This is a genomic window from Ornithinimicrobium cerasi (assembly GCF_003702705.1).
GTDB lineage: Bacteria > Actinomycetota > Actinomycetes > Actinomycetales > Dermatophilaceae > Ornithinicoccus > Ornithinicoccus cerasi.
In genome coordinates this window covers 54,079-75,507 of the sequence record NZ_QZMN01000012.1, presented here as the reverse complement: position 1 = coordinate 75,507, position 21,429 = coordinate 54,079, and the positions used below count along the sequence as shown (strand labels likewise).

Genomic DNA, 21,429 nt, shown 5'->3' with positions numbered 1-21,429 from the left:
GTTCTGGCCACTACTCCTGACACGTGCGCACCCGGAGCCGGGTCTCCACGTACCGCACGATCGGCAGGTCGGCAGGCAGCCAGGCCACCTCGAAGAGCTCCGCCGCCCCCAGCCAGCGCACCGCGTCGTGGTCCTCGACCGGCTGCGGCTCGGGCTCACCCTCCAGGGCCACCCCCCAGAACAGGTGCATCTCGTAGGTGCTCCCGAGCGGCCAGGTCCTCCCGACCCGGCTCCCGAGGCGCACCCTGACCCCGAGCTCCTCGAGCACCTCCCGCACCGCGGCGTCCTCGGCGGACTCGGGCGGCTCGACCTTGCCTCCCGGGAACTCCCAGCCCCCCGCCAGCGAGGGAGGCTCGGTGCGGCGCGCGGCGAGCAGCCGGCTCGGGTGCTCGAGGTCGTCGACCAGGGCCACGGCGGCCACGGCCACCCGGGGCGAGGGGTTCGGCATACCGGCCATGCTCGCAGAGGGGACGTCACCGGAGCCTGACCCGGCGGACGGCGCAGGTCACGGTGCGGTCACGACTTGCCACCATCCCTAGCCATCCCCGAGGACATGTGATGAGGTCGCCAGAACCGGACGCATCCCTGGTCCGGCCCACCCTCATGAGGAGGCACGATGAGAAACCGCTCGGTAGGCGCCCTGGCTTCTGCCGCCGCGCTCGCCCTGCTGCTGACGTCCTGCGCGGAGTCGGATCGCGACACCGGCGACGACGGCGACGGGGCCCCAGCAGGCACTGACAACGCGACGGGCACCGAGCCCGCGGCCGGCGGCGACGACGGCGCCAGCGACGCGACGTTCGTCTTCGGGGCGGCCGGAGCCCCCACCACCTTCGACCCGTTCTACGCCAGCGACGGTGAGACGTTCCGCGTCACGCGCCAGATCTTCCAGAACCTCATCGGCATCGAGGAGGGCGGCAGCGAGGCCGTCCCGGAGCTGGCGACGAGCTGGGAGAGCGAGGACGGCCTGGTCTGGGACTTCGCCATCCAGGAGGGCGTGACCTTCCACGACGGCACCCCGCTCGACGCCGAGGCCGTCTGCGCCAACTTCGAGCGCTGGGCGGACCAGAACGAGGCCGGTCAGAGCCCGTCGGGCGCCTACTACTACGGCAACGACTTCGGCTTCGGCGAGGACTCGCTCTACGAGTCGTGCGAGGCCACCGACGAGCTCACCGCCCAGGTGACCGTCAGCCGGGTCACGGGCAAGTTCCCCATGGTCCTGTCGCAGTCCTCCTACGCCATCCAGTCGCCCACCGCGATGGAGGAGTACGACGCCAACGGCATCGCGCTCGAGGGTGAGGCGTTCGTCTTCCCCGAGTACGCCCAGGAGCACCCCACCGGCACCGGCCCGTTCATGTTCGAGTCCTACGACAACGCGGGCGGCAGCGTCACGCTGACGCGCAACGACGACTACTGGGGCGACCCGGCCGGCGTCTCCGAGATCGTCTTCCGGATCATCCCCGACGAGAACGCGCGTCGTCAGGAGCTCGAGGCCGGCACGATCAACGGCTACGACCTGCCCAACCCGGTCGACTGGCAGGCGCTGGAGGACGCGGGCAACCAGGTCCTCATCCGGGACCCGTTCAACATCCTCTACCTGGCCCTCAACCCGGTGGCCGACCCGCAGCTGGAGGACCCGCTGGTCCGCCAGGCGCTCTACCACGCGCTCAACCGTGAGCAGTTCGTCACCTCCCAGCTGCCCGCCGGTGCCGAGGTCGCGACCCAGTTCATGCCGAGCACGGTCTCGGGCTGGTCCTCGGGGATCGAGGCCTACGAGTACGACGTGGAGAAGGCCAGGGACCTGCTCGAGCAGGCCGGCAAGTCCGACCTCACCATCGAGCTGTGGTACCCCTCGGAGGTCACGCGTCCCTACATGCCGGACCCCACCCGCGTCTACGACGCGGTCAAGGCCGACTGGGAGGCCGCCGGCATCACCGTCGAGACAGTCACCAAGCCCTGGGCCGGTGGCTACATCGACGACACCCAGGCCAGCCGCGCGCCGGCGTTCTTCCTCGGGTGGACCGGTGACCTCAACTCGGCGGACAACTTCCTGTGCGCGTTCTTCTGCGGTGACGACAACCAGTTCGGCACCTCCGCCTACGACTGGCACGAGGACCTGCAGGAGCAGATCGCCGCGGCCGACGCCGAGGCGGACGAGGCGACCCGCATCGGGCTCTACGAGAGCCTCAACGAGGCCATCATGAGCCCCGAGTGGCTGCCCGGCCTGCCGATCTCGCACAGCCCGCCGGCGATCGTCGTCGGGGAGAACGTGCAGGGTCTGGTCGCCAGCCCGCTGACGGCCGAGGACTTCTCGACCGTCACGATCACCGAGTGACCGACTCCCTCGGTCGACGCTGAGGGACGGCGGGTCGGGTAGCCACCCGACCCGCCGTCCCCGCGTTACGCTGTCGCCCCCGCTCCACTCCCGCCCTGGAGGAACCCCGGTGCTGAGGTTCATCGTCCGCCGCCTGCTCCAGGCGGTGATCGCGCTGTTCGTGCTGAGCGTGCTGCTCTTCGCCTGGCTCCGCTCCCTCCCGGGAGGGGTCGTCAGCGCCCTGCTCGGCGAGCGGGGCACGCCCGAGAACGCCGCCCGCCTGCGCGCGCAGCTGGGCCTGGACGACCCGCTGCCCGTCCAGTACTGGCGCTTCCTGCAGCGCGCGCTGCAGGGTGACTTCGGCGTCTCCAACGGGGTCTACCGGGGTGAGCCCGCCCTGGACGTCTTCGTCCAGCGCTTCCCCGCCACGCTGGAGCTGAGCCTCTTCGCCCTCGCTCTGGCCCTGGTCCTCGCCATCCCGCTGGGGTATGTCGCAGCCCGCCGCCGCGGGGGCATGCTCGACACCGGGAGCGTCATCTTCTCCCTCGTCGGCGTGGCGGTGCCGGTCTTCTTCCTCGCCTACGTGCTCAAGTACCTCTTCGCCGTCCGGTGGGGGCTGCTCCCGCCCTCGGGCCGGCAGAGCGTGGGCATCGACGCCACCCACATCACCAACCTCTACGTCCTGGACGGGATCCTCACCCGGGAGTGGGACGCCGCCTGGGACGCCCTCAAGCACCTGATCCTCCCCGCGATCGCGCTGTCCTCCATCCCGTTCGCCATCATCTTCCGCATCACCCGCGCCGCCGTCATCGACGTCATGGACGAGGACTACGTGCGCACCGCCCGCGCCAAGGGGCTGACCAGCTCGGTCATCCGGGTCCGGCACATCATGCGCAACGCGCTGATCCCCGTCGTGACGATCGTCGGCCTCCAGGTCGGTGCGCTCCTCGGGGGTGCAGTCCTCACCGAGAAGGTCTTCGCCTTCCAGGGCATCGGCCAGGCCCTGGCGATCGGCTTCGAGCGACGCGACTACCCGGTGCTCCAGGTCCTCATCATGTTCGCCGCCCTGATCTACATCGTCGTGAACCTCGCCGTCGACGTCGCCTACGCGCTCATCGACCCACGGGTGCGGACCAAGTGAGGAGCCTCCCGTGACCGACCCCACCGCCGAGACCGGCACCTCCCCCGTCAGCCCCGAGGACCCCGACCACCGGTCCGCGTTCGCCCGCATGGGCGACCGGAGGAAGCGTCGTATCGACGAGCTCGCCGAGGCCGGCTCGCTCTCCGACGAGCGGGGCGTGAGCCTGTGGCAGAGCGCCTGGCGCCGGCTGCGACGCGACCCCGTCTTCCTCATCGGCGCGGTGATCATCCTGCTCTTCCTCATCGTCGCGCTCATCGCCCCGTGGCTGGCCCCGCACGACCCCCGCGCCCGCGACCTGATCGGGCAGGTCACGCCCGCCACGCCGATCCCCGACCCGCAGCCCGGCTACCCGCTGGGCGGTGACAACGCGGGGCGCGACCTGCTCTCGCGCCTCATCGTCGGGGCGCGCCAGACCCTCATCGTCGGCGTCCTCGCCACGCTGGGCGGGCTGTTCGGCGGACTCGTCCTGGGCACCCTGGCAGGCGGCATCGGCGGCTGGGTCGACAACATCGTGATGCGCGTCGTCGACGTCATGCTCTCCATCCCCAGCCTGCTCATGGCGTTCTCCATCGCGGCGATCTTTGCCCGGCCCAGCCAGTGGACGGTGATCCTGGCCATCGCCATCGTCCAGGTGCCCGTCTTCGCCCGCCTCCTGCGGGGGTCGATGATCTCCCAGCGGCACAGCGACCACGTGCTCGCCGCGCGGTCCCTCGGGGTGCGCGCCCCCGCGATCGTCTTCCGCCACATGCTGCCCAACTCCGTGGGGCCGGTCATCGTGCAGGGCACCCTCGTCCTCGCCGTCTCCATCATCGACGCCGCGGCGCTGTCCTTCCTCGGGCTGGGCAACCCCGACGACTCCGTCCCGGAGTGGGGTCAGATGCTCGGCCGGGCCCAGGTGTTCTTCAACACCTACCCGCACGTCGCCGTCTACCCGGCCCTGTGCATCATCGTCGTCGCGCTCGGCTTCACCCTCATGGGCGAGTCGCTGCGCGAGGCCCTCGACCCCAAGTCCCGGCGCTGAGGAGGCCATCGTGACCGACCGACCCGGCACCTCGACATACCCCTCCGGCGAGGGGGAACCGCTCCTGTCCGTGCGCGACCTGACGGTCACCTTCGGCCGCGGCGCCAAGGCCTTCCGCGCCGTCGACGCCGTCAGCTTCGACGTGCGACCCGGTCAGACCGTCGGGCTCGTCGGCGAGTCCGGCTGCGGCAAGTCGGTGACCTCGTTGGCGATCATGCGGCTGCTGCCCTCCCGCGGCAACGCCGTGACCGGCAGCGTGCACTTCGACGGCGAGGACCTGCTCACCCTCTCCGACACCCAGATGCGTGACCGCCGCGGACGCGACGTGGCGATGATCTTCCAGGACCCGCTGTCCTCCCTCAACCCCGTCGTACCCCTCGGCGTCCAGGTGGCGGAGGTGCTCGAGCGGCACCGTGGGATGAACCGGGGCGACGCGGGACGACGGGCGGCCGAGCTGCTCGACAAGGTCGGCATCCCGGACCCGACCCGTCGGCTCAAGGAGTACCCCCACCAGCTCTCCGGCGGCATGCGCCAGCGCGCCCTGATCGCGATGGCCCTGGCCTGCGAGCCGCGGCTGCTCATCGCGGACGAGCCGACGACCGCGCTCGACGTGACGATCCAGGCCCAGATCCTGGCCCTGCTCAAGGAGCTCGTGCAGGAGAGCGGCACCTCCCTCATCATGATCACCCACGACCTCGGCGTGGTGGCCGGGCTGTGCGACGAGGTCAACGTCCTCTACGGCGGCCGGATCGTGGAGCGGGCCCGCCGGCACGACCTCTTCGCCCGGCCGCGGCACCCCTACACCGGCGGCCTGCTCGCCTCCATCCCCCGCCTCACCGAGGGCAAGGGCCGCCGGCTGACCCCGGTGCCCGGGTCGGTCGCGGACAACATCCCGTGGGAGGGCGGGTGCGCCTTCGCGCCCCGGTGCTCCTCCGAGATCGAGGTATGCCGTGAGCGGACCCCCGAGCTCGTGCCGGACCACGAGGGTCTCGGTCCGGACCGGCTGCTGCGCTGCCACAACCCGCTCGAGTCGAACCCGCTCGACGACGCCCCGTCCGACGAGGAGGTCCGGGCATGACGACGACCGTCCAGCAGCCCGAGGGGGCGGGGACGCCCGAGGCCGACGTGCTCCTGGACGTGCGCGGTCTCAAGGTGCACTTCCCGATCAAGAAGGGCGTGATCTTCGACCGGACCATCGGTCACGTCTACGCCGTCGACGGCATCGACCTGCAGATCCGCCGCGGGGAGACCTACGGGCTCGTCGGCGAGTCCGGGTGCGGCAAGTCCACGCTGGGCCGGGCGATCCTGCAGCTTGAGTCGCCCACCGCCGGTGAGGTCGTCTTCGACGGCACGGACCTCGCCAGCCTCAAGGGCGAGCAGCTGCGCCGCCAGCGCCGCCACATGCAGATGGTCTTCCAGGACCCGCTGGGCAGCCTCGACCCACGACAGACCGTCGAGCAGCTGCTGCTCGAGGGGATGCGGGCCCACGGCCTGACCAAGGACGCCCAGGTCGCGCGGACCCGGCTCACCGAGCTGCTGAGCGCCGTGGGCCTGCCGAAGAACGCCCTGTCGAAGTACCCCCACGAGTTCTCGGGCGGGCAGCGGCAGCGGGTCGGCATCGCGCGGGCGCTCTCGGTGGACCCGCAGCTGATCGTGGCCGACGAGCCGGTGAGCGCCCTCGACGTGTCGGTGCAGGCCCAGGTCATCAACCTCCTGGAGGACCTCCAGGAGGAGTTCGGGCTCACCTACCTCGTCATCGCGCACGACCTGGCCGTGGTGCGCCACATCAGCGACCGCATCGGGGTGATGTACCTCGGCGGCCTCGTGGAGGAGGCCGAGGGCGAGGATCTCTACGACGAGCCGCTGCACCCCTACACCCGCGCGCTGCTGTCCGCCGTGCCCGTGCCCGACCCCGTCGTCGAGGACAGCCGCGAGCAGATCCTGCTCCCGGGCGACCTGCCCTCCCCCGCCAACCCGCCGTCCGGCTGCCGGTTCCACACCCGCTGCCCGTGGCGTCAGCCGACACGCTGCGAGGAGGAGCGGCCCGAGCTGCGCGTGGTGCAGGTCGACGGCGTGCCGGCGAGCCACCGGGTCGCCTGCCACTGGGCCGAGCAGATCGCCTCCGGCGAGCTGGGGCGCCATACCGTCGAGGTGGACGACGTGACCCACCCTGACGAGATCCACCCCGAGATCGACTCCTCGCTCGGCGCCAAAGGCGTGACCGACGCCAGCGCGTGAGCGTGCGGTCGGTAGCCTGCCGCCATGGCTGAGGTTCCGCGCGTGCTCGTCGTCCAGCACGAGGACGACTGCCCGGTCGGGATGATCGAGCCCTGGCTGCTGCGCGCGGGGCTGGACGTGGACGTCCTGCCGGCGCACGGCGGCCGCGCCCTGCCGGCTGCGCTGGGCGACCACCTCGGGCTGATCGTCCTCGGCGGGAAGATGGGGGCGCAGGACGACGCGGAGCACCGGTGGCTGCTGCCGACCCGCGCGCTCATCGGGGCCACCGTCGCCGCCGACCTCCCCTTCCTCGGGGTGTGCCTCGGGCACCAGCTCGGCGCGGTCGCGCTGGGTGGCGAGGTCCGGCGCAACGAGCGTGGCCCCCTGCACCGTCTGGTCCCCTTCGCGGCGACCCCCGACGGGCGGACCGACCCGCTGACCGGGGTCCTGGGCGCCGACTCCACGGTGCTGCACTGGAACAACGACGTCGTGACGGTCCTCCCGACCGGTGCGACGGAGATCGCCCGGGCCCCGGACGGCACGGTGCAGGCCGCGCGCTTCGGCCGCCGGGCCTGGGGGGTGCAGTTCCATCCCGAGGCGGACGCGTCGATCGTCGCGCGGTGGAGCGCGGGGCCGGACCCGGCCACCGACCGCGCCACCCTCGAGGAGCTCGAGCGTCGACGCGCCGAGCTGCACCGCAGCTGGGAGGCGCTGCTGCGCCGCTTCGCCCGGCTCGTCCTCAGCGGCTAGCCGTCACCCGCCCGGGTGGGACAATGCGAGGGCGGCACTCGCAACGTGCACCGGAGGAGGGCAGTCCCATGATGACCGACATCTCCTTCTTCCTCGCGGCCACGTTCCTGGCCGGGCTGCTCATGTCCCTCGTCCGGCTGCCGGCACTCCTCGGCTTCCTCGCGGCCGGCTTCGCGCTCAACAGCCTCGGGGTGGAGGAGCTGCCCTACCTGGACTTCATCGCCGAGCTGGGGGTGGCGCTGCTGCTCTTCGGCATCGGGCTCAAGCTCGACGTGCGCAGCCTGCTGGCCCGCGAGGTCTGGGTGACGACCGCCGGGCACCTCGCCCTGTCGGTGGCCGCGGGCACCGGGTTCCTGTGGCTGCTGGCGATCGTCGGCTTCCCGCTCCTGGGTGGGCTCGACGTCGGGACGCTCGCGCTCATCGCCTTCGCGCTGTCCTTCTCCTCCACGGTCTTCGTCGTGAAGGTGCTCGAGGAGCAGTCGGAGCTGCAGTCCTTCTACGGCCGCGTCGCGATCGGCATCCTCGTCATGCAGGACCTGGCTGCCGTCATCTTCATGACGGTCGCGGGCGGGCACGTGCCGCACGTGCTCGCCATCCCGCTGCTGGCCGCTCTCCTGCCGCTCGGGTGGGTGGCCCGCCGGGTCTGGGACCACGTCCCGCACGGCGACATGCAGGCGCTCTTCGGTCTCGCCATGGCGCTGGGACCGGGGTATGCCGCGTTCGAGGCGGTCGGTCTCAAGGGCGACCTCGGCGCGCTGCTCGTCGGCATGGTGCTGGCCGGCGACCGTGCCGCCACCCAGCTCTCCCACCACCTGTTCCTGCTCAAGGACCTCCTGCTGGTCGGGTTCTTCATCTCGATCGGGTTCGGGGGCGCGGTGACCGGCGAGGGGGTGTTGCTGGGCCTCACGCTGCTGCTGCTCCTGCCCGTCCAGGTGCTCCTCTACGTGTGGCTGCTGGACCGGCACAAGCTGCGCCGACGCACCTCCGTCAAGGCGGGGCTGGTCCTCGGCAACTACTCCGAGTTCGGCCTCATCGTGGTGTCGGTCGCGGTGGCGGGCGGCCTGCTCGAGGAGATCTGGCTCGTGGTGATGTCGGTGGCGGTGGCGGCCAGCTTCGTGATCGCCGCCGTCGTCAACAGCAGGTCCGACGCGCTGCTCCGCCAGGCGCGCCGGGTGATGCCGATGCACCCGCCGGACGACGTCCACCCCCACGAGACGCCGATCTCCTTCGGGTCGGCCCGGGCCGTGGTCATGGGGATGGGCCGCATCGGCACCTCCGCGTACGAGGAGCTGTCGAGCACCTACGGGCTGGAGGTGCTGGGGGTGGAGAACCTGCCCTCCCGCGTCCAGGACCTGCGCGGCCGCGGGTTGCGCATCGTGGAGGCGGACGCCGCCGACAGCGACTTCTGGTCGCGGCTGGAGTCGACGACGCAGGTCGAGATCGTCGTCCTGGCGATGCCCTTCCACGGTGCGAGCCGGCTGGCTCTGGCGGAGCTGGCCACGATCGGCTACACCGGGGTGGTCGCGGCGGTGGCGCAGTACGACGACGACGCGCGGGACTACGCCGAGCTCGGCGCCGAGGTGGTCGTCCACCTCTACGAGGGCGCCGGGCTCTCGATCGCCGAGCAGGCCGCCGAGCGGCTGGCCGACCGGTCCTGACCGGCGACGGTCAGCGGCGCGCGCCCGTGGCGACCAGGACCGGGCACGGGGAGAGCCGCATGAGCCGTTGGCTCACCGACCCCAGCAGGCGGCCCTGGACGCTGCCCAGCCCGCGGCTGCCGACGACGACGACGTCCCACGCGGAGGCGAGGTCGAGCACCGTGGAGACGGTCGGCCCGCGCCGCACCACCAGCTCGACGTCGACCTCGGGGTGGCGCCGGGTCGCCTCGGCCATCACCTCCTGCAGCATGGCGGTGCGCTCGGCCTCGATCCGCTGCCACTCCGGGCTGTCCGGCTCGGTGACCACGTACCCGCCCACGACCTCGAGGTACCAGGTGTTCACCGCCACCAGCGACGTCCCGATCGCGGCCGCGTAGGCGACGGCGAGCGCCGCGGCGGCCCGGCTGTCGACGCTGCCGTCCACCGCCACGCCGATGCGCTCGTTGATGAGGCCCCCGACCTCGACCTCGGGGTTGACGACCACGACGGGGCAGTGCGCGTGGGCGCTCACGCCGAGGCTGGTGGTGCCCAGCACCCACTCCCGCAGGGCGCTCTTGCGGCCGGTGCCCACGACGAGCAGCACCGCCTCGTCCTGGTGCTCCAGCAGCGCCCGGACCGGGGAGCCGTGGCGCAGCTCCAGCCGGGCGTCGATGCCGAGCTCGGCACCCAGCGCCTCGACCTGGACCGCGAGCTCGTCGGTCCGTTCCTTCTCGGCGTCCAGGAGGGCGGTGATCCCGGTGGCGCCGGCGCCGACCGCCTGGGCGGCGAGGGCCTCGGGCTCGCTGGCGTGGACGACGACGAGCGGTCGTCCGGTGCGCTGGGCGTGCCGGGCCGACCACCTCACTGCGGAGCCGTCGGTGCGTCCCCCGTCCGCACCCACCACGACCGGCCGCCTGGTCCGACTACCCTCGGTCACGCCCATCGCCGCCTCTCACGGGACGCCCCGCGCACCCCCGTCGGTGGCGGGAACCGTCGGTCCCATCCTATCGAGGGTCGAGTAGCCTCGTGCCCGGTACCCCCGTCCCGAGCGCACCAGGAGAACCAGCCAGATGTCCACGATCATCTACACCCGCACCGACGAGGCACCCCTCCTGGCGACCTACTCCCTCAAGCCGGTCCTGGAGGCCTTCGCGGGGGCGGCGGGCATCGAGGTGCAGACGCGGGACATCTCCCTGGCCGGCCGGATCCTGGCGCAGTTCCCCGAGCGCCTCACCGAGGAGCAGCGCGTCGGCGACGCCCTGGCCGAGCTGGGGCAGCTCGCGACGACGCCCGAGGCCAACATCATCAAGCTGCCCAACATCTCCGCGTCCACGCCGCAGCTGCGCGCCGCGATCACCGAGCTGCAGGGTCAGGGCTACGACCTGCCGGACTACCCGGAGGACCCGCAGACGGAGGAGGAGCGCGAGGTCCGCGCCCGCTACGACCGGGTCAAGGGCTCGGCCGTCAACCCCGTCCTGCGCGAGGGCAACTCCGACCGGCGGGCCCCCGAGGCCGTCAAGAACTACGCCCGCTCCCGCCCCCACTCGATGGGTGCGTGGTCGGCGGACTCCCGGACCCGCGTCGCCACCATGGGCGCCCGCGACTTCGCCGCCAACGAGCAGTCGGTCGTCCTGCCCGCCGCCGACACCCTGACCATCGAGCACGTGGCGGCGGACGGCACGAGGACGGTCCTCAAGGACGGCCTGCAGGTGGAGGAGGGCGAGGTCGTCGACGCGACGTTCATGGACGTCGCGGCGCTGCGCGCCTTCCTCGCCGAGCAGGTGGGCACGGCCGCCGACGAGGACGTCCTGCTCAGCCTGCACCTCAAGGCGACGATGATGAAGGTCTCGGACCCGATCATCTTCGGCCACGCCGTGGAGACCTTCTTCGCCGACGTCTTCTCCCGGTATGGCGAGCAGCTCGCCTCCGCGGGTCTGTCGGCCCGGGACGGCCTCGCCGGGATCCTCGCCGGCCTCGACGCCCTCGGGGACCAGGCGGAGGAGGTGCGCGCCGCCGTCGACGCGCGTCTCGCCGAGCTCCCCCGGCTGTCGATGGTCAACTCGGACAAGGGGATCACCAACCTGCACGTGCCGAGCGACGTCATCGTCGACGCCTCGATGCCCGCGATGATCCGCAACGGCGGCAAGCTGTGGGGGCCGCAGGGCGAGGAGGACGACACCCTGGCGGTCATCCCGGACTCCTCCTACGCCGGGGTCTACCAGGCCGTGATCGAGGACTGCAAGGCGCACGGGGCCTACGACCCGACCACGATGGGCTCGGTGCCGAACGTGGGCCTGATGGCGAGGAAGGCCGAGGAGTACGGCTCCCACGACAAGACCTTCGAGATCGCCGCCGACGGCGTGGTGCGGGTGGTCGGCTCCGCCGGCGACACCCTCATGGAGCACGAGGTCAGCGCCGGTGACGTCTGGCGGGCCTGCCAGACCAAGGACGAGCCGGTCCGCGACTGGGTCAAGCTCGCGGTCACCCGCGCCCGGGCCTCCGGTGACCCCGCCATCTTCTGGCTCGACGCGGAACGCGCCCACGACGCCAACCTCATCACCAAGGTGCGCACCTACCTGCAGGACCACGACACCGACGGCCTGGACCTGCAGGTCATGTCCCCGGTGGAGGCGACGCGGGTCTCGGTGGAGCGCATCCGGCAGGGGCTGAACACCATCTCGGTGACCGGCAACGTGCTCCGCGACTACAACACCGACCTCTTCCCGATCCTCGAGGTCGGCACCAGCGCCAAGATGCTCTCGGTGGTGCCGCTGATGAACGGCGGGGGGCTCTTCGAGACCGGCGCCGGCGGTTCGGCGCCCAAGCACGTCCAGCAGCTGCAGTCCGAGAACTACCTGCGGTGGGACAGCCTGGGAGAGTTCCTCGCGATCGCCGAGTCCCTGCGCCACCTCGCCGACCGCGAGGGCAACGCCCGGGCCGGGGTGCTCGGGGACGCGCTGGACCGCGCCACCGAGCGGGTGCTGACCGAGGGACGCTCCCCCGCCCGTCGGCTGGGTCAGATCGACAACCGGGGCAGCCACTTCTATCTCGCCCTCTACTGGGCCGAGGCCCTCGCCGGGCAGACCGCGGACGCCGAGCTCGCGGCTACCTTCGCCCCCGTCGCCCAGCAGCTGGGCGACCAGGAGCAGAAGATCGCCCAGGAGCTGCTCGACGCCCAGGGCACGCCCGTCGACCTCGGGGGCTACTTTCACCCCGACGACGCCAAGGCCACGGCGGCGATGCGCCCGTCCCCCACCTTCAACGCCGTGATCGACGGACTGCGCGGCTGACGGCATACCCAGAGCGTCCCCGCCCCGGGGTCGGCACCGCCCTGGCGGTGACGGCCGTCGTCCTCATCTCGGTGAACCTGCGGCCGGGCGCCTCGTCCGTCGGGCCGGTCCTCGCGGAGGTGCGGGACGGCGTCGGGATGAGCCCGGCCGTCGCCGGGCTGATGACGGCGCTGCCCGGGCTGTGCTTCGGGGCAGTGGGTCTGCTGGCCGTGGGGCTGGCCCGGCGACTGGGGATGACCCTCGGGATCAGCCTCGGCCTCCTCGCGGTGGTCGTCGGCCTCGCGGGCCGGGCGGTGACCGGCTCAGTCGCGGTGTTCCTGCTGCTCACCGCACTCGCCCTGGCGGGGATGGCCGTCGGCAACGTCCTGGTGCCGGCCTGGATCAAGCGGCACGCGCGCGACGGCGGGGTCCTGCTGATGACCCTCTACTCGGCCGGGCTCACGGCCGGTGGCGCGCTCGCGGCGGCGCTGGCGGCCCCCGTGGCCGGGCTGACCGAGGGGGGCTGGCGCCCCGCGATCGGGGTATGGGGCCTGGTCGCCGTCGGCGCGCTCGTCCCCTGGGTGCTCATCGCCCGGCGCGAGCACACCGACCCGGCGGACCACCGCGCCGACGCGATCGCGGGTGCGGGCCGGCTGCGGCACTCCCCCACCGCGGTCGCCCTCACCCTGCTCTTCGGCGTCCAGGCGATGAACGCCTACGTGCAGTTCGGCTGGCTCCCCCAGATCTACCGGGACGCGGGACTGTCCGCCACGCAGGCGGGTGCGCTGGTGTCTCTGCTGACGGCCTTGGGCATCGTCGGCGGCCTGACGATGCCCACCGTCATCGCGCGGTCGCGGACGCTGGCGCCGTGGATGGTGACCTTCGGGGTGCTGCTCGTGGGGGGCTACCTTGGCCTGCTGCTGGCCCCGGCGACGCTGCCGTGGCTGTGGGCCTCGCTGCTCGGCCTGTCCGGGTTCGCCTTCCCGACCTCGATCGCGCTCATCACGGCGCGGTCGCGCGACCCCCGGGTGACCGCGCGGCTCTCCGGCTTCGTGCAACCGGTGGGCTACGGCCTCGCCGCCGTCGGGCCGTTCGCCGTCGGTCTGGTCCACGAGCTGACCGGCGGGTGGACGCTGGTGCTGCTCCTGCTCATGGGCAGCGGTGTTGTGATGGCGCTGGCCGGGCTGAGGGTCAGCCGGCCCACCCTCGTCGATGAGGAGCTCGCACGGACCTGAGGGAGTGCGTCCTGTCCCGCCTGTGGACGACGGGCCGAGCGTGACGGCCGTCCGTGCGAGGGTGGCGTCGTCGAGGTCGAGAGTCACGTCGTCGAGGTCGAGGGAGCGGACCATGGGACATCGGGAGCAGGGGTCTGGGCCGCGGTCAGGGGCGGTCGCGGAGCAGGCCAGGGCGACGGTCGAGGCGTTGCTCGGCAGGGCGCGCCGGGTCCCGGCACCGCTGCCGGTCCGGGCGCTCCTCGTGCGGGAGGAGAACCCCGCCCTGCGCGCGGCGGTGGCCGGCCTGCTGGAGGCGACGCTCACGGCTGCCGTCGGGCAGGCCTGGGTGCGGGGGTGGCAGCCGGCCGACCTCGAGCGGGCGGCCCGTCGTGAGCACGGGGACGAGGTGGTCCTGGCGGTGGCCGAGGCCGTCCGCACGCAGCTGCGGACCTACGCCCGCAGCACCGTCGACCCGCGCTGGTGGCAGCAGGTGGAGGAACTGCCTGCGCGCGGCCGGGGCCGGCCCGGACGTCGGTCGAGCCCACCCGCAGACCCGGCCGCCGCCTGGGTCAGCGCGTGCGCGGTCACGCTCGAGGCCGCCGTCCTCGTGGAGAGGCTGCCGGTGATCCCGGTCATCGGCCCGCTGCCCGGGCAGCACAGGCACGCTGACGGCGAGGCCGCCCCGGTCGACGACAAGCTGCTGACGAGGGTGCGGCGCCTCCTCGCCCAGGCCGAGGGGACGCCCTACGAGGCGGAGGCCGAGACCTTCACCGCGGCGGCGCAGTCCCTCATGGCGCGCTACCGCATCGACCGCGCCATGCTGGAGAGCACCGACCCGGAACGGGCCGGTCATCACCCGGACGCGGTGCGTCTGGCCGTCGACCGCCCCTACGAGGCTCCCAAGATGCAGCTCCTGCACCAGATCTGCCTCGCCAACCGGTGCCGGACGGTGTGGAGCCAGGCGGCCGGCTTTGCCACGGTGATCGGCTTCGAGGGTGACCGACGCGCCGTCGAGCTGCTCTACACCTCGCTCCTCGTCCAGGCGACCACGGCCATGCGGCGCGAGGGCGAGTCGACGGGCCAGGCCGCCCGCAGTCGTGGCTTCCGGTCCTCCTTCCTGCTCGGCTTCGCCACCCGCGTCGGGCAGCGTCTGCAGGACGCGAGCCGGGAGGAGGAGTCGCGTGCGTCGGTCCGGCTGGAGGAGGGCTCGACGAACGGTGCAGGGATCCCTGCCGCGCACCTGGCCCGCACGGACGCCCTCGCCGTGGTCCTCGGTCGCCGCGACCAGGAGGTGACGGCCCGGACGCGGGAGCTGTTCCCCCGGGTGCAGACGGGCCGGGCCCGCCAGGTGAGCGACTACGCGGGGTTCATGCAGGGGCGTGCGGCGGCGGACCGCGCCGACCTCGGCGCGGGCGGCCGCCTCACCGGCAGGGCGTCGTGAGGATCTGGCGACCCTTGCCCGCCGAGGCCCTGGGGCCCCGGGAGGTCCGGACCGCTCCCCCCGGCGGCACGGTCCGCTGCCCGCAGCTGCTCCCGGTCCTAGGGCACCTGCCCGTCGAGGACCGAACGCAGCCGGGCGGCGAAGGCCTCGGGCTGGCCCGGCCAACCGAGCTCAGGACCCAGGAACCCTCCGTGGTGGCTCGGGAACATCGTCAGCGGCAGACCCAGGCGCTCCGCCAGGGCCTGCGCCGACCGTCCGGTGACCTGACGCGCTGACTCCTCCCCCGCCGCGACGACGAGCCGTACCCCCGAAGCGACGAGGGCGTCGACGTCCGGCGTCCACGCGGTCACGCTCTCCGAGGCGCCCGAGAGGAGCGGGTCGCCGCGCGAACCGTCGTCCTCGGAAGGCAGTCCGAAGGCCGCCGGATCCGGGGCCGGACGGTCGAAGAACTCTGCCGTCAGCTCACCCTCCCAGGAGGTGTAGGCGATGAACCGGGCCATGCCGTGGCCGAAACCTGCGTCCTGGTACGTGCTGCTGATGTCCTGCTCGGCGCGCCGCACCGCGTCGGCGTCCGGCAGCAGGTGCGTCAGGGGCGGCTCGTGAGCCACGAGCACGCGGACGTCCTCCGGATACGCCTCCACCAGGGCCAGTCCGTCCACCGCTCCCCCGCTGCTGCCGAAGACCTCCACGGGTCCGACGTCCAGGGCCGCCACCAGGCGGTGCAGGTCGTCGGCGTGCTGACGAGGGTCGTTGTCGTCGCGACCGTCGCTGCGGGTGCTGCGCCCCAGACCGCGGGGATCGTAGGTGACCACCGTCCGGTCGGGGAAGAACGACGCCAGGGTCCTGAAGCCGCTCGCATCCATGGGCTGCCCGATCATGAGCAGCGGTGGGCGGTCGTCGGCCGGAGGCAGCGGCCCCCGTACGTCGTACACGATCGTGGCGCCTGGTGTCTCGACGGCGCGGCTGATGGCCTCGGTCATCATGCTCGGTCCTCCCCGTCCATGGTGTCGTCCACATCGTTCCACCCACGCGCCGACCCGCGCCAGCCCCGTGACCCGCCTGGCGGTCGGATCCAGCGCGTCCAGGTGCCAAGATCTCGAAGTCAGTGCTCGGTCTTGCGAGGTACTGGTACTCAGTGTTACTGTGTACCAGTAGTCATCAACACTGAGTAGTCGGAGGGTGGATGGGCAGGCAGACGACGGAGATGCTCAAGGGCACGCTGGAGGGCATCGTCCTGATGATCCTGGCGGAGAGGCCGGCCCACGGCTACGAGATCACGACGCAGCTGCGCGCGGCGGGCTTCACCGACATCGCCGAGGGCACCGTCTACGCCCTCCTGGTCCGGATCGAGCAGCGTGGGCTCGTCGACGTGACAAAGGTGCCGTCCGAGAAGGGCCCGCCGCGCAAGGTCTTCACGCTCAACGCCTCGGGTGACCGGCATCTCCAGGACTTCTGGCAGAACTGGCGGTTCCTCGCCGACCGCATCGAGCGGCTACATCGCGACATCACCCCGCAGCACGAAGGAGAGTAGTCATGCCCCCAGGATGGATGGAGCGCGTCACCGGCTCGTTGGAGGACAAGAGGCGGTGGCGCCGTTACAAGGCCCGCAAGGCACAGCTGCCGGCCCAGTACCGCATCGCCATCGAGGGGATCGAGCGGTACTTGACGTACGCCGGCGGGATCGGCCGGGGGGACGTCCTCATGCAGATGCTCGAGGACCTGGCCGACCTCATCGAACGGGCGGCCGTCGACGGCACCCCGATCCGCGACGTCGTCGGAGAGGATCCGGTGGAGTTCGCGGACACCTTCCTGGAGAACTATGCGGACGGCCAGTGGATCAACAGGGAGCGCAAGCGCCTGAGCGATGCCATCGCCCGGGCCGACGGCGAGGCGTGAGCCTGCCATGAGCGCGACGACGCAGGCGACCACCGACCCGGCACACCGGGTGCCGATCCGGGTCCGAGGACTCCGGAAGTCCTTCAGGTCGGTGCAGGTGCTGACGGGTGTCGACTTCGAGGTGCAGGCGGGCACGATCTTCGCTCTCCTCGGCTCGAACGGTGCGGGCAAGACCACCGTCGTGCGGATCCTCTCGACGCTTCTGAGGGCGGACGCGGGCACTGTCGTGGTGAACGGGTTCGATGTCGCCGCCCATGCCGCCGACGTGCGCGAGTCGATCAGCCTGACCGGCCAGTTCGCCGCCGTCGACGACGTGCTCACCGGGAGAACCTGGTGCTCATCGCCAGGCTCCGCCACCTGGAGCGACCCGGCGCGATCGCCGACGACCTCCTGGGGCGGTTCTCGCTCACCGAGGCTGGCCGGCGCCCGGTGTCGACCTACTCAGGTGGCATGCGCCGACGGCTGGACATCGCCATGAGCCTCATCGGCTCGCCCCCGGTCGTCGTCCTCGACGAACCGACGACAGGACTGGACCCCCAGGCCCCCCTCGAGGTGTGGCGCACGGTCAAGGAGATGTCGAGAACCGGGACCACGGTGCTGCTCACCACCCAGCACCTCGAGGAGGCGGAGCACCTGGCCGATCGCATCGCCGTCCTGCACGAGGGCACGATCGTCCAGGACGGCACTCTCGAGGAGCTCAAACAGCTCCTCCCGCCGGCGAAGGTCGCGTATGTGCGAAAGCAACCCTCCCTGGAGGACGTCTTCCTCAGCCTCGTCGGCCAGACCGCCACCTCCGGCACCGCGGCTGAACCCGCTGCCCACACTCACCAGGACACCCCATGACCACGACCCGGATGCTGAGGGACACCGGCGTCCTGACCGGCCGGTCGCTGCGGCACATCCTGCGCAGCCCCGACACCGTCATCACCACGGCCGTCACGCCGATCGTGCTCCTCCTCCTGTTCGTGTACGTGCTGGGCGGCGCGATCAGCATCGGGTCGGACGAGCCCTACGTGAACTACATGCTCCCGGGCATCCTGCCCATCACGATCGCCTCCGGCATCGCCTACACCGCCTACCGGCTGTTCCTGGACCTGCAGAGCGGCATCTTCGAGCGGTTCCGGTCGATGCCGATCGCGCGCTCGAGCGTGCTCTGGGCCCACGTCCTCACCTCGCTGGCCGCCAACCTCGTCTCTGTCGCCCTGGTCATCGCCGTCGCGCTGCTCATGGGCTTCCGCAGCGGGGCCTCCGTGGTCGCCTGGCTCGGCGTCGTCGGCATCCTGGTCCTCTTCACCCTGGCCCTCACGTGGGTCGCGGTGATCGCCGGGCTCTCGGCCAGGAGCGTCGACGGCGCGAGCGCCTTCAGCTACCCCCTCATCTTCCTGCCCTTCATCAGCTCGGCCTTCGTCCCCACCGACTCGATGCCCGGCCCGGTGGCATGGTTCGCCCGGAACCAGCCGGTCACCTCCATCGTGGACACCCTCCGGGCGCTGCTTGCCCAGGATCCTCTGGACGATCAGATCTGGGTCAGCCTCTTCTGGCTGGGCGCCATCCTCGTGCTGGCCTACGCCCTCGCGTCCCTCGTCTACCGCCGCAAGGTCACCTGAGCCGGGTCCCATGACGACGGGTATGACGACGGGTATACGGTCGGAGGAAGAGAGTGGAGGTCATGGGTGCAGCAGATCGGGCTCAGCAGCCCCCGGACGGTGACGAGCGCGGCATACTCACCGGCTGGCTAGCCTTCCACCGCGATGCCCTCGCGGCGAAGTCCGAGGGCCTCACCGACGACCAACCGGTAGAGCGAGCGGTCACGCCGTCGGCCCTCTCGCTGCTCGGCCTCGTGCGTCACCTGGCTGAGATGGAGCGCGCCTACGGGGTGTGGGCGCTCGGACCCAGGTCGGAGCTGGAGTGGGTGTGGGGCAGTGACACGGACGACGCCGAGGACGACATCGACTGCGACGTCACGATGGTCGCGGAGTCGATGCGGGGGTGGCGGTCGGAGATGCGCAGGACCGACGACGCGCTGAGCTCGCACCCGACCCTGGACGAGGTGTGCGACGGCAACGGCTTCAGCGTCCGGTGGAACCTCGCCAAGCTCATCGGCGAGTACGCCCGGCACAACGGTCACGCTGACCTGATCCGGGAACGGATCCACGGCCAGACCGGAGAATGAAGGACACATCCTCCCCTGGATGCGGCGTGCCTGACGAGCGTCGACGTCCTCAACGCCGCAGGGGGGCCGGACCGGGTACAGAATCGGCAGAAGAGATCGAGACGGCCCACACCCTGCAGGAGCGCAGCCATGACGACGATCGTCGACCACGACGCCTACATCGCCGCGGCGCCGGTGCCCTTCCAACCCTTGTTGCGACGCCTGCGGCAGACACTGGCCCGCGCCCTGCCGGAGGCGGAGGAGGTCGTGGCCTACAACATGCCCGGTTTCAGGATCGGCGGTTCGGTCGTGGCGAGCTATGCGGCGTTCAGCAAGCAGTGCGGGCTGTACGTCCTACCGGGCGCCATCAGCGAGCATGCAGAGGACATCGCCGCCGCCGGCCTCAGGGCGACCAAGACCGGCATCACCTTCTCCCCGCGCAGACCGATCCCGGACGCGCTCATCGAGAGCCTGGCACGGGCGGCACGGGCGGACGCAACACCCTGACCCAGCGACCACCGTGTCAGGTCGACGAGACGGCCCTTCGCGTGAAGGTGACGCGGCCGCCGATGCGGACGTCCTGGCCACCGGCGGCTGCGCGAGCCGTCGCGAGTGCGTCGGCCGGGGTGGCCTCGAGAAAGTGGAACGTCGTGCCGCCCTCCATCTCCATCGGGGGCCGCGGGTGGTGGGTGAGCACGACGGTCGGTGTGTGGAACGGTGGATTCGGTCCCCACCGACCCCTCCAGTCCGGGTCGTCCTGCCACCCCGGCGGCCGGACGTGTTGGCGCCCATGATCTCAGCTCCGAAGCCGACACTGTGGCGCTGTGCGAAGGCATGGTCGACGCCCTCTGACCCGCCACCGTCCGCTGCAGCGTCGGAGGTACCCTCGGACCGTGGCATCGCGTGGCCGAGCGGCGATCTACGCACGCCGTCGCAAACGGCGCATGGCTCAGGTGGTGCACGACCTGACGGACGTGCAGTGGGCTGCGCTGGTGGGTGCCTGGGGCGGCTGCGCCTACTGCGGGGTGATGGATCGCCAGCTGCAGAAGGACTGCATGCTGCCCGTCTCCCGGGGAGGGCGTTACACCTTCACGAACGTCGTACCCGCGTGCGGCCCCTGCAATGCCAGCAAGTGCAACGCCGAAGTCACGGTGTGGATGCGACGCAAGAAGCTGGACGAACGCACCTTCCTCAGGCGCCAGGTCGAGATCGCGGAAGCGGTCGCCACTGCGGAAGGGTGACGACTGTCGGCGGCGTTCTCCCCGAGATCGTGCCTTTCGGGGTTGTGCTTCCATAGCGGCATGGCCGTTGACCTGGTTCGACCTCCGAAGGCCAGGGCTGGCGATCGCATTGCCGTGCTGTCCTCCTCGTTCGCTGCGCCGGCTGTTGCTCCTGAGGTCCACGATCAAGCAATGGCGCGACTGGAGCGGGTGACCGGGCTTGTCCCGGTCGAGTACCCCACCACCCGGCAGCTGGGCGCCAGCGCGAAAGAGCGTGCCCGCGACCTGAACGAGGCTTTCGCCGACCCGGCCATCAGGGCCGTCCTCACGACGGTCGGGGGCGAGGACCTGATCACCGTCATACCGCACCTGGACCCTCATCTGGTCAGATCAGACCCCAAGCCCTTCCTCGGGACGAGCGACAACACGAACGTGCACACCTGGCTGTGGACGCACGGTGTCGCAAGCTTTCACGGTGGCTCCTCACAGGTGCACCTGGGTCCGGGGCCGGATGTCGACGACATCCATGCGCGGTCGCTGCTGGCCGCGCTGGTGACGGGAGAGACGCTGGAGATCACGGACCCGGGCGAGTCGGAGGACTTCGGCCGTCACTGGAACGACCGGGGTGCCCTGCGGGAGTTCGGTGACCGCGAGCCGACCAAGGACTGGGTGTGGGCCGGCCCGGCCCGGGTCGTGACCGGTCCGACCTGGGGCGGCTGCCTGGAGGTGCTGCAGTGGATCCTCACCGCAGGCCGCTTTCCCCAGGATCCCGACGTCCTCGACGGGGGCATCCTGCTCGTGGAGACCTCGGAAGAACTGCCGTCGGCACGGGAAGTGCGGTGGATCCTGCGTTCCATGGGAGAGCGTGGCCTGCTGGCGGCTGTCGACGCCGTCCTCGTGGCCCGACCGCCGGTGTCGACCTTCGAGGACCGACCAGACCTGGCGGAGCGCAGCCGCCGGCGCACCGAGCAGTGCGAGACCGTGATCGAGGTCATCGGTCGGTACAACCCGGACGCGGTCGTGTGCGTCGGGATCCCCTTCGGTCACACCCGACCACAGTGGATCCTGCCCCACGGCGGGACCATGACGATCGACTCGACGACGCGACAGGTGACGGCTGACTATTCGTAGGGGCCGAACGTCGCGGGGGCGACCTCGTC

General features: G+C 71.5%; 21 protein-coding genes and 1 pseudogene. 18 read left to right on the top strand and 4 right to left on the bottom strand.

The window, feature by feature from the left end; genetic code table 11:
- Window positions 1-10: 10 nt before the first annotated feature.
- The gene (locus D4B81_RS14020) at window positions 11-448 is read right to left on the bottom strand and encodes a (deoxy)nucleoside triphosphate pyrophosphohydrolase (RefSeq protein ID WP_122263214.1); all 438 of its coding nucleotides are present in this window, start codon (window positions 446-448) and stop codon (window positions 11-13) included.
- A 168-nt stretch (window positions 449-616) separates the two neighbouring features.
- Between D4B81_RS14020 and D4B81_RS14015 the strand changes: the two genes are divergently transcribed.
- The 7 genes from D4B81_RS14015 to D4B81_RS13985 all read left to right on the top strand — a co-directional run bounded on the left by D4B81_RS14015 (window position 617) and on the right by D4B81_RS13985 (window position 9,098).
- Window positions 617-2,332, top strand: coding sequence for an ABC transporter substrate-binding protein (locus tag D4B81_RS14015; RefSeq protein WP_122263212.1), 1,716 nt, complete (start codon window positions 617-619; stop codon window positions 2,330-2,332).
- Window positions 2,333-2,441: 109 nt separating this feature from the next.
- Complete coding sequence (locus tag D4B81_RS14010; RefSeq protein WP_097188107.1) at window positions 2,442-3,452, top strand: ABC transporter permease; 1,011 nt, start codon at window positions 2,442-2,444, stop codon at window positions 3,450-3,452.
- Between the two features lie 88 nt (window positions 3,453-3,540).
- Window positions 3,541-4,473, top strand: coding sequence for an ABC transporter permease (locus tag D4B81_RS14005; RefSeq protein WP_122263321.1), 933 nt, complete (start codon window positions 3,541-3,543; stop codon window positions 4,471-4,473).
- A gap of 10 nt (window positions 4,474-4,483) precedes the next feature.
- The gene (locus tag D4B81_RS14000; protein WP_122263210.1) at window positions 4,484-5,551 is read left to right on the top strand and encodes an ABC transporter ATP-binding protein; all 1,068 of its coding nucleotides are present in this window, start codon (window positions 4,484-4,486) and stop codon (window positions 5,549-5,551) included.
- Entirely contained in the window at window positions 5,548-6,711 is a 1,164-nt protein-coding gene (locus D4B81_RS13995) for an ABC transporter ATP-binding protein (protein ID WP_122263209.1), read from the top strand. The genes D4B81_RS14000 and D4B81_RS13995 overlap by 4 nt, the downstream gene beginning before the upstream one ends.
- 24 nt (window positions 6,712-6,735) lie before the next feature.
- Window positions 6,736-7,440 (top strand): type 1 glutamine amidotransferase, encoded by a 705-nt coding sequence (locus D4B81_RS13990; RefSeq protein ID WP_122263208.1) that lies wholly within the window; start codon window positions 6,736-6,738, stop codon window positions 7,438-7,440.
- 68 nt (window positions 7,441-7,508) lie between these two features.
- Window positions 7,509-9,098 carry a cation:proton antiporter domain-containing protein gene (locus D4B81_RS13985; RefSeq protein WP_237566006.1) on the top strand — a complete coding sequence of 530 codons (1,590 nt, stop codon included), beginning with the start codon at window positions 7,509-7,511 and terminating at the stop codon, window positions 9,096-9,098.
- Between the two features lie 10 nt (window positions 9,099-9,108).
- On the opposite strand, the gene D4B81_RS13980 is transcribed toward D4B81_RS13985, so the two are convergent.
- Complete coding sequence (locus D4B81_RS13980) at window positions 9,109-10,014, bottom strand: universal stress protein (protein WP_161965171.1); 906 nt, start codon at window positions 10,012-10,014, stop codon at window positions 9,109-9,111.
- A gap of 133 nt (window positions 10,015-10,147) precedes the next feature.
- On the opposite strand from D4B81_RS13980, the gene D4B81_RS13975 reads away from it, so the two are divergent.
- From D4B81_RS13975 to D4B81_RS13965, 3 genes are all read left to right on the top strand, one after another.
- Window positions 10,148-12,367, top strand: coding sequence for an NADP-dependent isocitrate dehydrogenase (locus tag D4B81_RS13975; RefSeq protein WP_122263206.1), 2,220 nt, complete (start codon window positions 10,148-10,150; stop codon window positions 12,365-12,367).
- Window positions 12,368-12,414: 47 nt separating this feature from the next.
- Window positions 12,415-13,581, top strand: a complete 1,167-nt coding sequence (locus D4B81_RS13970; protein WP_237566005.1) for an MFS transporter — start codon at window positions 12,415-12,417, stop codon at window positions 13,579-13,581.
- 112 nt (window positions 13,582-13,693) lie between these two features.
- The gene (locus tag D4B81_RS13965; RefSeq protein ID WP_122263205.1) at window positions 13,694-15,001 is read left to right on the top strand and encodes a DUF2786 domain-containing protein; all 1,308 of its coding nucleotides are present in this window, start codon (window positions 13,694-13,696) and stop codon (window positions 14,999-15,001) included.
- Between the two features lie 98 nt (window positions 15,002-15,099).
- Here D4B81_RS13965 and D4B81_RS13960 read toward each other — a convergent pair whose 3' ends face one another.
- Window positions 15,100-15,984, bottom strand: a complete 885-nt coding sequence (locus D4B81_RS13960; RefSeq protein WP_237566004.1) for an alpha/beta fold hydrolase — start codon at window positions 15,982-15,984, stop codon at window positions 15,100-15,102.
- A gap of 200 nt (window positions 15,985-16,184) precedes the next feature.
- Between D4B81_RS13960 and D4B81_RS13955 the strand changes: the two genes are divergently transcribed.
- The 6 genes and pseudogenes from D4B81_RS13955 to D4B81_RS13930 all read left to right on the top strand — a co-directional run bounded on the left by D4B81_RS13955 (window position 16,185) and on the right by D4B81_RS13930 (window position 19,556).
- The gene (locus tag D4B81_RS13955) at window positions 16,185-16,532 is read left to right on the top strand and encodes a PadR family transcriptional regulator (protein WP_122263204.1); all 348 of its coding nucleotides are present in this window, start codon (window positions 16,185-16,187) and stop codon (window positions 16,530-16,532) included.
- 2 nt (window positions 16,533-16,534) lie between these two features.
- Complete coding sequence (locus D4B81_RS13950; RefSeq protein WP_122263203.1) at window positions 16,535-16,897, top strand: DUF1048 domain-containing protein; 363 nt, start codon at window positions 16,535-16,537, stop codon at window positions 16,895-16,897.
- 7 nt (window positions 16,898-16,904) lie between these two features.
- Window positions 16,905-17,740: pseudogene (locus D4B81_RS13945) on the top strand (ABC transporter ATP-binding protein).
- On the top strand, window positions 17,737-18,504 hold the full coding sequence (locus tag D4B81_RS13940) for an ABC transporter permease (RefSeq protein ID WP_122263202.1): 768 nt from the start codon (window positions 17,737-17,739) through the stop codon (window positions 18,502-18,504). Before D4B81_RS13945 ends, D4B81_RS13940 begins: the two are co-directional and overlap by 4 nt.
- A 62-nt stretch (window positions 18,505-18,566) precedes the next feature.
- Entirely contained in the window at window positions 18,567-19,070 is a 504-nt protein-coding gene (locus D4B81_RS13935) for a mycothiol transferase (protein WP_122263313.1), read from the top strand.
- Between the two features lie 129 nt (window positions 19,071-19,199).
- Entirely contained in the window at window positions 19,200-19,556 is a 357-nt protein-coding gene (locus D4B81_RS13930) for an iron chaperone (RefSeq protein WP_122263201.1), read from the top strand.
- Between the two features lie 16 nt (window positions 19,557-19,572).
- Here D4B81_RS13930 and D4B81_RS18915 read toward each other — a convergent pair whose 3' ends face one another.
- Window positions 19,573-19,746 carry a hypothetical protein gene (locus D4B81_RS18915; RefSeq protein WP_237566003.1) on the bottom strand — a complete coding sequence of 58 codons (174 nt, stop codon included), beginning with the start codon at window positions 19,744-19,746 and terminating at the stop codon, window positions 19,573-19,575.
- A gap of 196 nt (window positions 19,747-19,942) precedes the next feature.
- Between D4B81_RS18915 and D4B81_RS13920 the strand changes: the two genes are divergently transcribed.
- Both D4B81_RS13920 and D4B81_RS13915 read left to right on the top strand, forming a co-directional pair.
- Window positions 19,943-20,290, top strand: a complete 348-nt coding sequence (locus tag D4B81_RS13920; protein WP_237566002.1) for an HNH endonuclease — start codon at window positions 19,943-19,945, stop codon at window positions 20,288-20,290.
- A 60-nt stretch (window positions 20,291-20,350) separates the two neighbouring features.
- The gene (locus D4B81_RS13915) at window positions 20,351-21,400 is read left to right on the top strand and encodes a S66 family peptidase (protein ID WP_122263199.1); all 1,050 of its coding nucleotides are present in this window, start codon (window positions 20,351-20,353) and stop codon (window positions 21,398-21,400) included.
- Window positions 21,401-21,429 lie beyond the last annotated feature (29 nt).

What these genes read in the sequence shown, in the direction of transcription:
- D4B81_RS13930 (WP_122263201.1), top strand. Translation starts at nt 19,200, where the DNA reads ATGACGACGATCGTCGACCACGACGCCTACATCGCCGCGGCGCCGGTG.
- D4B81_RS13960 (WP_237566004.1), bottom strand. Translation starts at nt 15,984, where the DNA reads ATGATGACCGAGGCCATCAGCCGCGCCGTCGAGACACCAGGCGCCACG.
- D4B81_RS13965 (WP_122263205.1), top strand. Translation starts at nt 13,694, where the DNA reads ATGGGACATCGGGAGCAGGGGTCTGGGCCGCGGTCAGGGGCGGTCGCG.
- D4B81_RS13940 (WP_122263202.1), top strand. Translation starts at nt 17,737, where the DNA reads ATGACCACGACCCGGATGCTGAGGGACACCGGCGTCCTGACCGGCCGG.
- D4B81_RS13985 (WP_237566006.1), top strand. Translation starts at nt 7,509, where the DNA reads ATGATGACCGACATCTCCTTCTTCCTCGCGGCCACGTTCCTGGCCGGG.
- D4B81_RS13990 (WP_122263208.1), top strand. Translation starts at nt 6,736, where the DNA reads ATGGCTGAGGTTCCGCGCGTGCTCGTCGTCCAGCACGAGGACGACTGC.
- D4B81_RS13995 (WP_122263209.1), top strand. Translation starts at nt 5,548, where the DNA reads ATGACGACGACCGTCCAGCAGCCCGAGGGGGCGGGGACGCCCGAGGCC.
- D4B81_RS13975 (WP_122263206.1), top strand. Translation starts at nt 10,148, where the DNA reads ATGTCCACGATCATCTACACCCGCACCGACGAGGCACCCCTCCTGGCG.
- D4B81_RS14015 (WP_122263212.1), top strand. Translation starts at nt 617, where the DNA reads ATGAGAAACCGCTCGGTAGGCGCCCTGGCTTCTGCCGCCGCGCTCGCC.
- D4B81_RS13950 (WP_122263203.1), top strand. Translation starts at nt 16,535, where the DNA reads ATGCCCCCAGGATGGATGGAGCGCGTCACCGGCTCGTTGGAGGACAAG.
- D4B81_RS13915 (WP_122263199.1), top strand. Translation starts at nt 20,351, where the DNA reads ATGGCCGTTGACCTGGTTCGACCTCCGAAGGCCAGGGCTGGCGATCGC.
- D4B81_RS13955 (WP_122263204.1), top strand. Translation starts at nt 16,185, where the DNA reads ATGGGCAGGCAGACGACGGAGATGCTCAAGGGCACGCTGGAGGGCATC.
- D4B81_RS14005 (WP_122263321.1), top strand. Translation starts at nt 3,541, where the DNA reads ATGGGCGACCGGAGGAAGCGTCGTATCGACGAGCTCGCCGAGGCCGGC.
- D4B81_RS14020 (WP_122263214.1), bottom strand. Translation starts at nt 448, where the DNA reads ATGCCGAACCCCTCGCCCCGGGTGGCCGTGGCCGCCGTGGCCCTGGTC.
- D4B81_RS13935 (WP_122263313.1), top strand. Translation starts at nt 18,567, where the DNA reads ATGGGTGCAGCAGATCGGGCTCAGCAGCCCCCGGACGGTGACGAGCGC.